This window comes from Acidovorax sp. BLS4 (assembly GCF_032929295.1).
Classification (GTDB): domain Bacteria; phylum Pseudomonadota; class Gammaproteobacteria; order Burkholderiales; family Burkholderiaceae_C; genus Paracidovorax.
Window position 1 is genome coordinate 1051355 of record NZ_CP136797.1, and the last position, 15118, is coordinate 1066472.

General features: G+C 68.8%; 15 protein-coding genes. 9 read left to right on the forward strand and 6 right to left on the reverse strand.

The features are described 5' to 3' along the window. Window positions 1-72 precede the first annotated feature (72 nt). Both R1Z03_RS04920 and R1Z03_RS04925 read left to right on the forward strand, forming a co-directional pair. Window positions 73-999 carry an EamA family transporter gene (locus R1Z03_RS04920; protein WP_317357363.1) on the forward strand — a complete coding sequence of 309 codons (927 nt, stop codon included), beginning with the start codon at window positions 73-75 and terminating at the stop codon, window positions 997-999. A 104-nt stretch (window positions 1000-1103) separates the two neighbouring features. Beyond that, window positions 1104-2003 carry a M48 family metallopeptidase gene (locus tag R1Z03_RS04925; protein ID WP_284430294.1) on the forward strand — a complete coding sequence of 300 codons (900 nt, stop codon included), beginning with the start codon at window positions 1104-1106 and terminating at the stop codon, window positions 2001-2003. A gap of 28 nt (window positions 2004-2031) precedes the next feature. Here the strand turns inward: R1Z03_RS04925 and R1Z03_RS04930 are convergent, their stop codons facing one another. Next, window positions 2032-2670 carry an MBL fold metallo-hydrolase gene (locus tag R1Z03_RS04930; RefSeq protein ID WP_284430293.1) on the reverse strand — a complete coding sequence of 213 codons (639 nt, stop codon included), beginning with the start codon at window positions 2668-2670 and terminating at the stop codon, window positions 2032-2034. 106 nt (window positions 2671-2776) lie between these two features. On the opposite strand from R1Z03_RS04930, the gene R1Z03_RS04935 reads away from it, so the two are divergent. Beyond that, window positions 2777-3622 (forward strand): hypothetical protein, encoded by an 846-nt coding sequence (locus R1Z03_RS04935; RefSeq protein WP_317357367.1) that lies wholly within the window; start codon window positions 2777-2779, stop codon window positions 3620-3622. Window positions 3623-3711: 89 nt separating this feature from the next. Here the strand turns inward: R1Z03_RS04935 and R1Z03_RS04940 are convergent, their stop codons facing one another. Then, on the reverse strand, window positions 3712-4527 hold the full coding sequence (locus R1Z03_RS04940) for an exodeoxyribonuclease III (RefSeq protein ID WP_272565908.1): 816 nt from the start codon (window positions 4525-4527) through the stop codon (window positions 3712-3714). Between R1Z03_RS04940 and pyrE the strand changes: the two genes are divergently transcribed. Continuing rightward, window positions 4526-5224, forward strand: a complete 699-nt coding sequence (gene pyrE / locus R1Z03_RS04945) for an orotate phosphoribosyltransferase (RefSeq protein WP_284407823.1) — start codon at window positions 4526-4528, stop codon at window positions 5222-5224. The genes R1Z03_RS04940 and pyrE overlap by 2 nt on opposite strands. A gap of 5 nt (window positions 5225-5229) precedes the next feature. Next, window positions 5230-5898, forward strand: coding sequence for a DUF4124 domain-containing protein (locus tag R1Z03_RS04950; RefSeq protein ID WP_372588235.1), 669 nt, complete (start codon window positions 5230-5232; stop codon window positions 5896-5898). A gap of 35 nt (window positions 5899-5933) precedes the next feature. Here R1Z03_RS04950 and gatB read toward each other — a convergent pair whose 3' ends face one another. The 3 genes from gatB to gatC are packed head-to-tail and all read right to left on the reverse strand — an operon-like array spanning window position 5934 to window position 9209. Further along, a complete protein-coding gene (gene gatB, locus R1Z03_RS04955; RefSeq protein ID WP_317357371.1) occupies window positions 5934-7394 on the reverse strand; it encodes an Asp-tRNA(Asn)/Glu-tRNA(Gln) amidotransferase subunit GatB in 1461 nt (486 codons plus the stop codon). Window positions 7395-7396: 2 nt separating this feature from the next. After that, window positions 7397-8899 carry an Asp-tRNA(Asn)/Glu-tRNA(Gln) amidotransferase subunit GatA gene (gene gatA, locus R1Z03_RS04960; RefSeq protein ID WP_317357373.1) on the reverse strand — a complete coding sequence of 501 codons (1503 nt, stop codon included), beginning with the start codon at window positions 8897-8899 and terminating at the stop codon, window positions 7397-7399. Between the two features lie 10 nt (window positions 8900-8909). Then, complete coding sequence (gatC, locus tag R1Z03_RS04965; protein ID WP_284394626.1) at window positions 8910-9209, reverse strand: Asp-tRNA(Asn)/Glu-tRNA(Gln) amidotransferase subunit GatC; 300 nt, start codon at window positions 9207-9209, stop codon at window positions 8910-8912. Between the two features lie 207 nt (window positions 9210-9416). Here gatC and R1Z03_RS04970 point away from each other — a divergent pair, with 207 nt between their 5' ends. The 4 genes from R1Z03_RS04970 to mrdA all read left to right on the forward strand — a co-directional run bounded on the left by R1Z03_RS04970 (window position 9417) and on the right by mrdA (window position 14129). Continuing rightward, a complete protein-coding gene (locus tag R1Z03_RS04970) occupies window positions 9417-10460 on the forward strand; it encodes a rod shape-determining protein (RefSeq protein WP_092745880.1) in 1044 nt (347 codons plus the stop codon). A 181-nt stretch (window positions 10461-10641) separates the two neighbouring features. After that, window positions 10642-11559 carry a rod shape-determining protein MreC gene (mreC, locus tag R1Z03_RS04975; RefSeq protein WP_272565891.1) on the forward strand — a complete coding sequence of 306 codons (918 nt, stop codon included), beginning with the start codon at window positions 10642-10644 and terminating at the stop codon, window positions 11557-11559. Window positions 11560-11623: 64 nt separating this feature from the next. Then, complete coding sequence (gene mreD, locus R1Z03_RS04980) at window positions 11624-12142, forward strand: rod shape-determining protein MreD (protein ID WP_272565890.1); 519 nt, start codon at window positions 11624-11626, stop codon at window positions 12140-12142. A gap of 46 nt (window positions 12143-12188) precedes the next feature. Next, on the forward strand, window positions 12189-14129 hold the full coding sequence (mrdA, locus tag R1Z03_RS04985) for a penicillin-binding protein 2 (protein ID WP_317357376.1): 1941 nt from the start codon (window positions 12189-12191) through the stop codon (window positions 14127-14129). A 15-nt stretch (window positions 14130-14144) separates the two neighbouring features. Here mrdA and R1Z03_RS04990 read toward each other — a convergent pair whose 3' ends face one another. Beyond that, entirely contained in the window at window positions 14145-15059 is a 915-nt protein-coding gene (locus tag R1Z03_RS04990; protein WP_272565887.1) for a DMT family transporter, read from the reverse strand. Window positions 15060-15118 lie beyond the last annotated feature (59 nt).

Below are 15118 nucleotides of genomic sequence, written 5' to 3' on the forward strand. Positions count from 1 at the left end.
CCCATAGCCTGCTTCGCCGCACTTCGAGTGTCGCTCGACATTTGCTTTGGCCGTACGCGACACCATGGCGGCATGACGACCTATTCCCCCCATTCGACCCGCGGCATCGCTCTGGTGCTGCTCGCCTCCACGCTCTGGGGCACCACCGGCACGGCGCAAAGCCTGGGCGCGGGCGGCCTGTCGCCCTTCTGGGTGGGGGCCGCGCAGCTGGCGGTGGCCAGCGCCTTCTTCTCGGTGCTGCTCATCGCTGCGCGCGGGCTGGCGCGCCACCGCGCGCAGCGGCGCGGCCCGGCACCGGGCCCCACCCCCTCGGACCGCCTGCCCGCGCATTGGCTTGCGCTGGCGTCGGCCGGCGTGGCGGGCTACAGCATCTGCTTTTATGCCGGCGTGCAGCGCACCGGCGTGGGCGTGGGCACGGCGGTGGCCATCGGCAGCGGCCCGATCTGGGCGGGACTGATCCAGGCCGTGCTGCTGCGCTCGCCCCTGATCGGCCTGTGGTGGCTGGGCACCGCCGTCAGCGTGGCCGGCGGCGTGCTGATGGTGCTCAGCAAGGGCGCGGGGGCCGGGCCGTCCTGGCCGGGGCTGGCGCTGTGCCTGCTGGCCGGCCTGTCGTACGCCAGCTACGCGCTGGTGAACAAGCGGCTGGTGGCGCGGGCCTCCACCGGCTGGGTCAACTTCTGCGTGTTCACCGGCGCCGCGCTGCTGGCGCTGCCCATGGCATGGCTGCTGGCCGGCGTGCCGCAATGGAGCCTGCCGTCGCTGGCCGTGGTCGTCTATCTGGGCGTGGTGGTGTCCGGCCTGGCCTATGTGGCGTTTTCCAGCGGACTGCGCCACATCGCCGGGGCGACCAGCGTCACGCTGACGTTGGTCGAGCCGGTGGCCGCCTTCGTGCTGGCCGTGGCGATCGTCGGGGAGCGGCAGCCGCTCGCCGCCTGGAGCGGCCTGGGGCTGGTGCTGCTGGGCCTGCTGGTGGTGATCCGCGCGGAGCTGCGCCGGTAAGATCGCAGGGCGACCGGCGCCTCGCATTGGTGCGCTGAAAAAGGGCCCAGGGATGGCTTCCGGCTGACAGACCGGGCCCCCGGCCTGCGGCTAGACTGCCGCCCATGTCGCACCTGCCCGCCCCCGATCCCCGCGCTCCGGCGCCTGCCGAGACCGATTCCGCCACGGCCTGTTGCCGGTTCTGCAGTCTGCGCGGCGGTGCCTGGAACGCCCGCCGCGGCTTCCTGCTGGCGGCCGGGGCCGCCGTCGCGGGGCCCGCGCTGGCGCAGGTGGACGTGGGGTCCGCCTCGGGCATGCGCAAGCTGGTGCCGGCCGAGACGATCGAGACCGCCGCCAACCAGCAGTACAGCGAAATGATGGGCAAGGCCAAGGCGCAGCGCGCGCTGGCCGGCCCCGACAATGCGCAGCTGCAGCGCCTGCGCGCCATCGCCCAGCGCCTGATCCCCTACACCGCCCAATGGAACGACCGGGCCCGCCAGTGGCAGTGGGAGGTCAACCTGATCGGCAGCAAGCAGATCAACGCCTTCTGCATGCCGGGTGGCAAGATCGCCTTCTACACCGGCATCCTGGACCAGCTCAAGCTCACCGACGACGAGGCCGCGATGATCATGGGCCACGAAATGGCCCACGCGCTGCGCGAACACGCCCGCGCCCGCCTGGCCAAGACCCAGGCCACCAGCGTGGGCCTGTCCCTCGGTGCGCAGCTGCTGGGCCTGGGCGACCTGGGCAACGCGGCGGCCAACCTGGGCACGCAGCTCATCACGTTGAAGTTCAGCCGCGGCGACGAGACCGAAGCCGACCTGGTGGGCCTGGAACTGGCCGCCCGCGCCGGCTACAACCCCGACGCCTCGGTGAGCCTGTGGCGCAAGATGGGCGAGGCCACCAGCGGCCAGGGCGGCATCGCGTTTCTCTCCACCCACCCCAGCGGGCCGGAGCGCATCCGCCAGCTGGAGCAGAACGTGCCGCGGGTGCAGGGGCTGTACCAGGCGGCGCGCCGGGGGTGAGCCGACCGGGGTCGGCGTGGGGCGCGGATCAGGTCCCGCCCACGTAGGGGTTGCTCTTGCGCTCGCGCCCGAAGCTGCTCTCCGGCCCGTGCCCCGGGATGAAAACCGTGCCGTCGCCCATCGGCCACAGGCGCTGCGTGATGCTGTCGATGAGCTGCTGGTGATTGCCCTGGGGAAAGTCGGTGCGGCCGATGCTGCCGGCAAACAGCACGTCGCCCACGAAAGCCCGCTCGATCTGGGGCGCGTGGAACACCACGTGGCCCGGCGTGTGGCCGGGGCAGTGGCGCACCGACAGCGTCTCGTTGCCGATCTGCACCGTGTCGCCATCGTCCAGCCACCGCGTGGGCGTGAAGGCCTCCGCAGGCGGAAAGCCGAACATCGCGCTTTGCTGCGGCAGCCCGTCGATCCAGAACTGGTCCCCGGGATGCGGCCCGACGATGGGCAGCACCCGGGTGCGGGCCAGCTCGCCCGCTCCGCCCGCATGGTCGATGTGGGCGTGGGTGAGCCAGATCTGCTCCAGCTTCAGCTGCCGCCGCTCCGCCTGGGCGAGGATGGCCGGCAGGTCCCCACCGGGATCGATCACCGCGGCCAGAAGGGTTTCGTCGCACCACACCAACGAGCAGTTCTGCTGGAAAGCGGTGACGGGTAATGTGAAATATTGCAACATCGTGTAAGTTAGTATTCAGGCTTCACGGCGATGATTTCGGGTTCGCGCTTCAGCATTCATCGGAGGGCTGGCGCCATTGTCGTCAATGCGAAAGAGAGAGGGAGCGATGTTCAAGAAGCTGGTGGCTGCGGCCTTTGTTTTCGGTGCGGGCGTGGCCCATGCGTTCATCCCCCAGGCGGGGACGTGGGTGGTGACCTCCGAGGTCAACGGCAAGCCCGGCCGCGGCTTCGGCATCGACGTGCAGAACGGCACGCTGGTGATGCAGATGTATGCGTACGAGAACACCGGCAAGTCCACGTTCTACCTGGCCGTGGGCAATGTGGTGGACAACCAAGTCACGGCCGATCTCAAGTCCTATGAAGGCGGCCGTTTCCTGGGCAGCGAAGACCGCTCGGGCACTGAAAAGGGCAACGCGGGCGCGGTCAAGATCCGCTTCGTCGACGGCGTGAGCGGTTTCATCACCTTCCCCGGCGAGAGCGAAAAGGCCATCTCGCGCTTCAACTTCGGTTACGCGGCCGTACCGCAAAGCCTGAAAGGCAGCTGGCTGTTCACGACGTACTCGCCCACGCTGGGCTGGGGCGTTGAGACTCCCACGTTCACAGCCGTGGGCAATGCCACCAGCACCGGTAGCGGGACGATCTCCGCGCCGTCCAGCAACCTGATGTGTGAACACCAGGTCAGCGGCGGTCTGGCGGGCTTCGTGTTTTGCGTCAAGTTCTTTTCCAACTCCAGCACCACGCAGCACACCTATCTCTTCAAGTACAGCGTGAACGAGGGCGAGGGCGACTGGTATCCCAACAACGGCAAGACCGGCTATGGCTTCTACGTCAAGCGCCTGGTGACCGATGACGGCCAAGTCGCAGGGCTGATCCGCAAGGACGAAGAGGCCTTCGTAGCGCCGGAGCAGGCCCAGGCCTTCGCGGCCGAACTGGCCGCAGCCGCTCACCGCTGACCGACCCATGCCCGCAACGGGAGACGGCCGCCCGGCGGGGCCGGTTCCCTGCAAGCGGGTGGATGCCCGCCGCACGCCGCGCGCTGCGCTTACAGCACCATGTCGTACCCGATCGTGATCGGCGCATGGTCCGAAAACTTCTCGGTCTTGTAAATATGCTCGGTGCGGGCCAGGGCGGCGATGGCCGGCGTGGCCAAGTGGTAGTCCAGCCGCCATCCGACGTTGTTTGCATACGCTTGCCCCCGGTTGCTCCACCACGTGTAGGCGGTGTCCGTGGCGTCTGGTTGTAACTGACGGTAAACGTCTATCAGCCCGCCGCCTTCATCAGTTATGTGCAACAACTTTGTCATCCACTCGCGCTCCTGCGGAAGGAAGCCGCTGTTCTTCTGGTTGCTGCGCCAGTTCTTGAGGTCGATGGCCTGATGGGCGATGTTGATGTCGCCGCAGAGGATGAACTCGCGCTCGCCCTTGGTGCGCATGAGGTGGGGATGGAACTCGTCGAGGAACCGGAACTTGGCCAGCTGGCGCTCTTCGCCCGAGGAGCCGCTCGGAAAGTACGCGCTGATGATCGACAGCTTGCGCGCGGGCGTGTCGAAGCGGGCTTCCACGTAGCGGCCCTCGGCATCGAACTCCTGCGAGCCGTAGCCGATGCGCACGTCGCTCGGCTCGTGGCGCGAGTAGATGCCCACGCCCGAGTAGCCTTTCTTGGCCGCGAAGTGAAAGTGCCCTTTCAGGCCCGCCAGGTGCTCGAAGCGGCCCAGCATGTCGGCCGACTGCGCCTTGATCTCCTGCACGCAAATACAATCCGGCCGCGTTGCGGCGATCCATGCCTCCACCCCCTTGGATGCGGCGGAGCGGATGCCGTTGAGGTTGAGGCTCGTTAATTTGAAAAGGGGTGAATCCATGGTGACAGACAAGGCGCAATCGGTGGAACAGGACCGCCTGGCGCAGGACTTCGTGCAATTCGCCGTGGAAGCGGGGGTGCTGCGCTTCGGCGAATTCAAGACCAAGGCAGGCCGCTTGAGCCCGTATTTCTTCAACGCCGGGCTGTTCGATGACGGCGCCAAGATGGGCAGGCTGGCCGAATTCTATGCAAAAGCCCTGCTGGCGAGCGGCATCGAGTTCGACATGGTGTTCGGTCCCGCGTACAAAGGCATTCCGCTCGCGGCCACGGTGGCCGTCGAACTGGCACGGCACGGACGCAACGTGCCCTTTGCCTACAACCGCAAGGAAGCCAAGGACCACGGCGAAGGCGGCACGCTGGTGGGTGCCCCGCTGCGCGGCCGCGTGCTGATCGTGGACGACGTGATGTCCGCCGGCACGGCGGCGCGCGAGTCGATCGCGCTGATCCGCGCTGCGGGCGCCCAGCCCCATGCCATGGCCATCGCCCTCGACCGGCAGGAGAAAGCGACCGAGAACGGCCAGGACGTGGAGCACAGCGCCGTGCAGTACGTGCGCGACCATCTGGGCATGCAGGTATGCACCATCGCCAAGCTGGCAGATTTATTGCAGTATTTGGCCCAGAGTGGGGAGCCGGGTGTGCACACCCACCATGAACACGTGCTGGCATACCGCCAGCGCTACGGCGTGCAAGGGGGGTAGTTCGTTTGAGCAAGACGGCCTGGAGATTCGGCTGGTGGGTGATCGCCCTCTCGGGCCTGGCGGGCACGCCGGCCGGGGCGCAGCCGAGCGGCTCTCCGACCGCCGGCATCTACACCTGCGTGAATGCCCAGGGCCGTCGCCTCACGGCGGATCGGCCCATCGCCGAGTGCGTGGACCGGGAGCAGCGGGTGCTGGGCCCATCGGGCACCGAGCGCCAGCGCCTGGGCCCCACCCTCACCGACCAGGAGCGCGCCGCCCTGGAGGCCCAGCGCCGCAAGGAGGCCGAGGAGCGCGCCCGCATCGCCGACGAGCGCCGCCGCGAGCGCGTGCTGGTGGCCCGCTACCCCGACCAGGCCTCGCACGATGCTGAGCGCGCCGCGGCCATCCAGCAGGTCAACGAGGTCACGGCCGTCGCCGAAAAGCGCGTGGCCGACCTGCAGCGCCAGCGCAAGGCGCTCGATGCCGAAATGGAGTTCTACCGCCGCGATCCCAGCAAGGCGCCCATGCTCCTGCGCCGCCAGATCGCCGAGCAGGAAGACGCGCTGGCCGAGCAGCAGCGGTTCATCGCCGGGCAGGAGCAGGAAAAGCGCCGCGTGCACCAGCGGTTCGACGCCGAACTGGTGCAGCTCAAGAGCCTTTGGGCGGGGCAGCGCCCCGCCATGCCTTCACAGTAAAGGCACCCTTCCCCGGTGGCCGGGGCAGGGCGGCGTCAGGAAGACGCCGCCGCGAGCCGGGCGCGCAGCAGATCGTTCACCTGCTGCGGATTGGCCTTGCCCTTGCTGGCCTTCATGGCCTGGCCCACGAGCGCGTTGAAGGCCTTATCCTTGCCCGCGCGGAACTGGGCCACATTGTCGGGGTTGGCGGCGATCACATCGTCGATGATCTTTTCCAGCGCGCCGGAGTCGTTCATCTGCTTGAGGCCCTTGGCCTCGATGATCGCGTCCACGTCGCCCGCAGCCGCATCGCTCCACAGCGCCTCGAACACCTGCCGGGCGGCGTTGTTGGAGATCGTGCCATCGGCGATGCGGGTGACCAGTTGCGCCAGTTGGGCGGCGCTCACGGGGGCCGCGGCGATGTCGCTCTCGCCGGCATTCACCCGCCGCGACACCTCGCCCATGATCCAGTTGCTGACCAGCTTGGGTTGCTGGCTGGCCTGCGCCGCCGCTTCGAAATACGAAGCCATCGCCTTCGACTGGGTCAGCGTGGTCGCGTCGTACTCGGGCAGGCCGTAGTCGGCCACGAAGCGCGCGGCCATGCTGCGGGGCAGCTCGGGCATCAGCGCGCGCTGCTCGTCCACCCATTGCTGCGAAATCTGCAGCGGTGGCAGGTCCGGATCGGGGAAGTAGCGGTAGTCGGCCGCGTCTTCCTTGGTGCGCATGGCGCGGGTCTCGCCCGTGCCGGGGTCGAACAGCACCGTGGCCTGCTGGATCGCGTGGCCGTCCTCGATCTGCTCGATCTGCCAGCGGATCTCGTAGTCGATCGCCTGCTGCATGAACTTGAAGCTGTTCAGGTTCTTGATCTCGCGGCGCGTGCCCAGCGGGGCGCCGGGCTTGCGCACCGAGACGTTGGCGTCGCAGCGGAACGAGCCCTCCTGCATGTTGCCGTCGCAGATGCCGATCCACGTCACGATCTTGTGCAGCTCCTTGGCGTAGGCCACGGCCTCTTCGGACGAGCGCATGTCGGGCTCGGTCACGATCTCCAGCAGCGGCGTGCCGGCGCGGTTCAAATCGATGCCGCTCTGGCCGATGAAGTCCTCGTGCAGCGACTTGCCCGCGTCTTCTTCCAGGTGGGCGCGCACGAGCTTCACGGTCTTCTTCTCGTCGCCCAGGAAGAACGACACCTCGCCGCCCTGCACCACCGGGATCTCGAACTGGCTGATCTGGTAGCCCTTGGGCAGATCCGGATAGAAGTAGTTCTTGCGGGCGAAAACGCTCTCCGGCGCAATGGTGGAGCCCAGGGCCAGTCCTAATTTGATGGCGCAGGCCACGGCCTCGCGGTTCATCACGGGCAGGGTGCCCGGCAGGGCCAGGTCCACAGCGCAGGCCTGCGTGTTGGGCGCGGCGCCGAAGGCGGTGGGCGCGCGGCTGAAGATCTTGGATTTCGTCGCAAGCTGGGTGTGGGTTTCGAAGCCGATGACGACTTCGTAGCCGTGGATCAATGGGGCGGTCATGTTCAGAGGCCTCCCGGCGTGCGGAGGTGGAAATCGGTGGCTTGCTGCAGGCGGTGGGCGGCATTGAGCAGCCGGGCTTCCTGGAAGTAGTTGCCGATCAGCTGCAGGCCCACGGGCATGCCGTCCTCGCCGAAGCCGGCGGGCACGCTCATGCCGGGCAGGCCGGCGAGCGAGGCGGGCAGCGTGAAGATGTCTGCCAGGTAGTCGGCCAGCGGGTCGTTGCCGTGCTCGCCGAGCTTCCACGCCACCGTGGGTGCCACCGGGCCGGCGATGAGGTCGCACGACTGGAAGGCATTCTGGAAGTCGTCGGCGATCATGCGGCGGATCTTCTGCGCCTGCAGGTAGTAGGCGTCATAGTAGCCGTGCGACAGCACGTAGGTGCCGATCATGATGCGGCGCTTGACCTCGTCGCCGAAGCCCTCGGCGCGCGTCTTCTTGTACATGTCCACCAGATCGGTGTAGTCGCTGGCGCGGTGGCCGAACTTCACGCCGTCGAACCGCGAGAGGTTGGACGAGGCCTCGGCCGGCGCGATCACGTAGTACACGGGAATGGACAGCTCGGTGCGCGGCAGGCTGATGGGCACCAGCTTGGCGCCGAGCTTCTCGTATTCCTGGAGCGCGGCGTCCACCGCGGCGCGCACGCCGGGCGCCAGGCCCTCGCCGAAGAACTCGGCGGGGATGCCGATGCGCAGCCCGTCGATGCCGTCGTTCAGCTGGCGGGTGAAGTCCTGCGCCGGCCGGTCGAGCGAGGTGGAGTCGCGGTCGAGGTCCGGGCCGCAGATGGCCGACAGCAGCAGGGCGCAGTCCTCGGCCGAGCGGGCCATGGGGCCGGCCTGGTCCAGGCTGGAGGCGAAGGCGATCATCCCGTAGCGCGAGGCGCGGCCATAGGTCGGCTTGATGCCCGTGATGCCGCAGAACGAGGCGGGCTGGCGGATCGAGCCGCCCGTGTCGGTGCCCGTGGCGGCAGGCGCCAGGCGCGCGGCGACCGCCACGGCGCTGCCGCCCGACGAGCCGCCCGGCACGCGGCTGGCGTCCCAGGGGTTGCGCACCGGCGCGGGCGCATCGAAGCCCACGGGGGCCACGGCGGAGTTCTCGTTGGCCGAGCCCATGGCGAACTCGTCGCAGTTGAGCTTGCCCAGCGTGACGGCGCCGGCCTGGGCCAGTTGGCCGACCACGGTGGCGTCGAACGGCGACTGGTAGCCGGCCAGCATCTTCGAGCCGGCCGTGCTGGGAAAGTCGCGCGTGACGAAGATGTCCTTGTGGGCGATGGGCACGCCGGCCAGCGGGCCCGCCGTGCCGGCCGCGATGGCCGCGTCCTGCGCGCGGGCCTGCGCCAGGGTGGCTTCTTCGTTCACGGCGACGTAGGCGCCCAGGTTCTGGTGGGCGGCGGCGCGCGCCAGGAAGTGCTGGGCGGCTTCGACGGCGGAGACGCGGCGCTCGCGCAGTTCGGTGGCCAGGGCGGCCACGCCCAGATCGTGCAATGCGGTGGTGGAGTGGGTGGTCATCGGGGCGCCCTCATTCGATCACCTTGGGCACCAGGAACAGGCCGTTCTCCACGGCCGGCGCGCTGCGCTGGTTGGCTTCGCGCTGATCGGGTTCGCTGGCGATGTCCTCGCGCAGGCGCAGGGCCACGGCCTGGACGGCGGCGACCGGGTGCGCGAGGGGGGCGATGCCGGTAGTATCCACAGCCCGCATCTTCTCGACGATGCCGAAGAAACCATTGATCTGCGTGAGCATGCGCTCACTGTCGTCCGAACTCAATTCGAGCCGCGCCAGATTGGCGATGCGGCCGATGTCCTGGGGTGTCAGTGCCATAGGGGAAGGGGGGTGGGAAACCGGATGTAAAGCTGAAATCCGGGCCATGCCGGAGGGAGTTATTCACAGGGGATGCGGTATTATCCCGGCTTTGCCGCAATACCCTCCCAACTGCCGGTCATTGTGCGAAAAAATCCAATAAACACCCCCTAATATCACCCGGCGATGGCAGGCCGACGTGCATGCCGTGCCTGAGAGGATTTTTGAATGTTCGGAGCTTTCCGTCGGTACTTCTCCACCGACCTTGCGATTGACCTTGGCACCGCCAACACCCTGATTTTTGCCCGCGACAAGGGCATCGTGCTCGATGAACCCTCGGTCGTCGCCATCCGCCACGAAGGCGGCCCCCACGGAAAGAAAGTCATCCAGGCCGTCGGCCGCGAAGCCAAGGCCATGCTGGGCAAGGTGCCCGGCAACATCGAAGCCATCCGTCCGATGAAGGACGGCGTGATCGCGGATTTCGTGATCACCGAGCAGATGATCAAGCAGTTCATCAAGATGGTGCACCCCCGCACCCTGCTCACCCCCAGCCCCCGCATCATCATCTGCGTGCCCTGCGGCTCCACCCAGGTGGAGCGCCGCGCCATCAAGGATGCGGCCGAGGCCGCCGGTGCCACCGCGGTGTACCTGATCGAAGAGCCCATGGCCGCCGGCATCGGCGCCGGCCTGCCGGTCTCCGAAGCCTCCGGCTCCATGGTGGTCGACATCGGCGGCGGCACCACCGAGGTGGGCGTGATCTCGCTGGGCGGCATGGTCTACAAGGGCAGCGTCCGCGTGGGCGGCGACAAGTTCGACGAGGCCATCATCAGCTACATCCGCCGCAACTACGGCATGCTGATCGGCGAGCCCACGGCGGAGGCCATCAAGAAGAACATCGGCTCGGCCTTTCCCGGCTCCGAAGTGCGCGAGATGGAAGTCAAGGGCCGCAACCTCAGCGAAGGCGTGCCGCGCAGCTTCACCATCTCCAGCAACGAGGTGCTGGAGGCGCTCACCGACCCCCTCAACCAGATCGTGTCCGCCGTCAAGAACGCGCTGGAGCAAACGCCCCCCGAACTGGGTGCCGACATCGCCGAGCGCGGCATGATGCTCACCGGCGGCGGTGCCCTGCTGCGCGACCTGGACCGCCTGCTGGCCGAGGAAACCGGCCTGCCGGTGCTGGTCGCCGAAGACCCCCTGACCTGCGTGGTGCGCGGGTGCGGCATTGCGCTGGAGCGCATGGACCGCCAGGGCAGCATCTTCACGAGCGAGTGACACGCCCGGCCCTGGCGCGAAGCCGGGGCCCTGGAAAAAGACATGGATCAACCGCTGGCCGTCCTTCTTCCGCTCCTGCCGGGCGTGCAGGGCTGCGGGCGGGCCACCGCTGCCGCGCACTTGGCGCCGCCCCCGGCCGCTGCCTGGCCGGTTGTCGCCTGATCCCACGGCCTGCCTGCCCATGCCCCTCGGTACGCTCGAACGGTCCGCGCCGCCCTTCTTCAAGCAAGGGCCCTCGCCGCGCTCCCGACTTGCCCTCTACAGCGCCCTGGCGCTGTTTTTGATGGTGGCGGATGCCCGGTTCCAGGTGACCGATCCGCTGCGCAAGGCCGTGGCCGTGGCGCTCTACCCGCTGCAGTGGACCATGCTGCAGCCGGTGGAGTTCGCCGCCAAGGGGGCGGGCTACTTCCAGTCGCTGCAGGTGGCCCAGGCCGATGCCGACACGGCCCGCCGCAACATGGCGCAGATGTCCGAGCGCGCCAACCAGGCCGAGCAGCTCTTGCAGGAGAACGCACGGCTGCGCAAGCTGCTGGAGTTGCGCGAGCGCCTGACGACGCCGTCGCAGGCCGCGCAGGTGATCTACGACGCCGCCGATCCCTACACCCGCCGCGTGATGATCGACCAGGGCCAGGTGGCGGGTGTCGAACTCGGCTCGCCGGTGATGGACGAGTCCGGCATGCTGGGCCAGGTCACCCGCGTGCACCCGTTCCTGAGCGAGGTGACGCTGCTCATCGACCGCGACCAGGCCATTCCCGTGATGAACCTGCGCACCGGCGCGCGCAGCGTGGCCTATGGCGATCCGGTCATCGCCCACGGCGGCGGGATGGAGCTGCGCTTCATGCCCGGCAATGCCGACGTGCAGGAAAACGACCTCCTCACCACCAGCGGCGTGGACGGCCTGTACCCGCCGGGGCTGCCCGTGGCGCGCGTGGTGCGCGTGGAGCGGCGCGCCGACTCGGCCTTCGCCCGCATCTACTGCGCGCCGCTGGCGCAGGTGAACGGCGCGCGCCACGTGCTGGTGCTCAAGCCGCTCACGGCCGACCTGCCGCAGCGCCCCGCGCCTGCGCCCGCCGCGCCGGTGCGCAAGGGGCGCCGATGATCCGCGCTGCCCTGCGCCCCCGCGGGCCTGCCGTGGCCGCCGCATCCCGCCCCGGGAGGTCCGCATGATCATGCCCCGCGGGCAGCAACTGCTGCTGCCGGTCCGCCCCCTGTTCATCGTCGGCAGCCTGCTGGTGGCGCTGGCGTTCAACATGCTGCCGCTCGGGCGCGTGGTGTGGACGCCCGACCTCGTGATGGTGCTGCTCGTGTTCTGGGGCGTGCACCAGCCCCAGCGCGTGGGCATGGGCGTGGCCTTTGCCATGGGGCTGTGCATGGACGTGTACCAGACCGCGCTGCTCGGCCAGCATGCCCTGGCCTATTGCGCCCTGATGTACGGCGCCCTGTACATGCACCGCCGCCTGCTGTGGTTCAGCGTGCCGTCGCAGGCGCTGCAGGTGTTTCCGCTGTTCATCGCGGCCCATGCGATCGAGTTGCTGATCCGCATCGTGTCGGGCGGCATCCTGCCCGGCTTCGAAGGCCTGGTGGCGCCGTGCCTGGAGGCCTTGCTGTGGCCGCTCGCCAGCTGGATACTGCTGGCGCCGCAGCGCCGTCCGCCCGACCGCGACGAGAACCGCCCGCTGTGAGCGCGAATCGCCGCCAGCCCCCTGATCTGACCGTTTCTTTGCCGACATGACCGAACTGCGCAACACCGAAGCCGATGCGTCGCGTTTCCGCACCCGCGTGTTCGTGGTGGCGCTGGTCGTGTTGATGGCGCTGTGCCTGGTGGTCGCGCGGCTGGTGTACCTGCAGGTGGTGCGCCACGACGACCTCGCCGAGCAGGCCGAGAGCAACCGCACGGCCGTGGTGCCCATCGTGCCCAACCGCGGCCTCATCCTGGACCGCAACGGCGTGGTGCTGGCCACCAACTATTCGGCCTACACGCTGGAGATCACGCCCTCCAAGGTCGAGTCGCTGGACGACACCATCGATGCCCTGGCCAAGGTGCTGGACATCCACCCGCGCGACCGGCGCCGGTTCAAGCGGCTCATGGACGAGTCGCGCAACTTCGAATCGCTGCCCATCCGCACGCGCCTGTCCGATGAGGAAGTGGCGCGCTTCACGGCGCAGCGCTACCGATTTCCCGGCGTGGACATCAAGGCCCGGCTGTTTCGCAACTACCCCATGGGCGAGGTGGCCAGCCACGCGATCGGCTACATCGGCCGCATCAACCAGCGCGAGAAGGAGCGCATCGACGACTCCGAAGACGCGGCCAACTACCGCGGCACCGACCACATCGGCAAGCTGGGCGTGGAGCAGGGCTTCGAGAGCACCCTGCACGGCCAGACCGGCGTGGAGCGCATGGAGACCTCCGCCGGCGGCCACGCCGTGCGCCGGCTGGCCAGCCACCCGGCCACGCCCGGCAACACGGTGATGCTGTCCATCGACATCAAGCTGCAGAAGATGATCGAGGACATGTTCGGCGAGCGGCGCGGCGCGCTGGTGGCCATCGACCCGCGCAACGGCGAGGTCGTGGCGCTGGTGAGCAAGCCCACGTTCGATCCGAACCTGTTCGTGGAGGGCATCGACAGCGAGAACTGGCAAGCGCTCAACGAGTCGATCGACAAGCCGCTGCTCAACCGCGCGCTGCGCGGCACCTACCCGCCGGGCTCCACCTACAAGCCCTTCATGGCGCTGGGAGCGCTGCAGCTGAACAAGCGCTCGCCCACGCAGGTGTACAACGACCCGGGCTTCTACACCTACGGCGGCCACACCTTCCGCAGCCACGAGGGCGGGCTGGGCGGCGTGGACATGCACCGCGCCATCCAGTTCTCCAGCAACACGTATTTCTATTCGCTGGCCGTGGACATGGGCGTGGACACCATCCACGACTTCATGAAGCCGCTCGGCTTCGGGCAGGCCACGGGCATCGACATCAACGGCGAGGTGCGCGGCGTGCTGCCCAGCACCGAGTGGAAGCGCAACACCTACCGGCGCCCCGAGATGCGCCGCTGGTACTCGGGCGAGACGGTGTCGCTGGGCATCGGGCAGGGATACAACAACTTCACCATGCTGCAGCTGGCGCTGGCGGAGGCCACGCTGGCCAACGGCGGCACGCGCTATCGGCCCCACCTCATCAAGGCCATCAAGGACACGGTGACGGGCCAGATCACCGAGGTGCAGCAGCCCCCGGGGCAGGACCTGGGCTTTTCGCCGAAGAACGTGGAGATCGTGCGCAATGCGCTCGTCGCGGTGAACAAGGGCGGCACCGGCACGCGCGTGTTCGCGGGCGCGCCCTACACCTCTGCCGGCAAGACCGGCACGGCGCAGGCGGTGAGCCTGGGGCAGAACGTCAAGTACAACGCCAAGGCGCTGGAGGACCACCAGCGCGACCACTCGCTGTTCGCCGCCTTCGCCCCGGCCGAAAACCCGCGCCTGGCGCTGGCCGTGATCGTGGAGAACGCCGGCTTCGGCGCCGCGCATGCCGCGCCCATCGCGCGGCGCGTGTTCGACTACTGGCTGCAGGGCGACTACCCCAACGAGCAGGACATGGCCGCGGTGCGCAAGGGCCAGGCGGCAGCCCCCATCGGCACGCCGCTGCGCGCGGCCGACGTGCCGCTCATCGAGCCCTGACGTCGCCCGGCGCGGTCAGTTCCCGGGCTGCGCGCCGCCGGCACCCGCAGTGCGCCGCGGTGCGGGCTGCCACTGGCTGAAGATCAGCGCCGCCACGATCAGCGCCGCACCGGCCACCCCGGCGATGCCCAGGCGTTCGTCGATCAGCACCCAGGCGGTGAGCGCGGCGAACACCGGCTCCAGCCCGAACACGATGGCGCTGCGCATCGCATCCACGCGCTGCTGGCCCCAGGCCTGCAGCGTCACCACCACCACGCTGGCCAGCAGGCCGAGGTACACCAGGGCGATCCACGACGGCACCGAGAGCGTGGCCAGCGACGCCCACGTGCTGCCCAGCCCCCCGTGGCGCACGGCGATCAGCACGCTGGAGGCCGCCAGCATCATGGTGGCCTGCGCCGCGGCCATGCGCGTGGCGCGCACGGGTTCGGCGGCCGTGCGGCGCGCGCACTCTTCCAGCGCCAGGATGTACAGGGCATAGAACAGCGTGCTGGCGAAGGTCAGCGTATCGCCCAGGTTCCAGGGGTCGTTCTCATGGAACATCAGCGCCATGCCGGCCAGGGCCATCACGCAGGCGGCCCACAGGCGCCAGCCGTAGCGCCGCCCCAGCACGGCCATGGCCAGCAGCGGCACCACGAGCACGTTCAGCCCCGTCACGAAGGCATTGCGGTTGCTGGTGGTGCGCGCCAGCCCTTCGATCTGCAGCCAGAACGCCAGGAACAGCAGCAGGCCGAGCGCGAGGCCCCAGCGCGCCTCGGCGCGGCGCATGCCGCGCCACAGCGGGCCGAGCACCAGCAGCGCGATGGCAAAGCGCAGCCAGATGAGCTGCAGCGCATCGAGGTGCGCCGACAGCAGCTTCATCGCGGGGAAGGTCGTGCCCCACACCAGGGTCACGGCCAGCAGGGCCAGCAGGCCCAGGCGTTCAGGTTTCATGGAGACAAGGCGCCCGCGCACCCGATGAGCGCGCGGGCCGGAAAAAGCCAGTGGCCCGG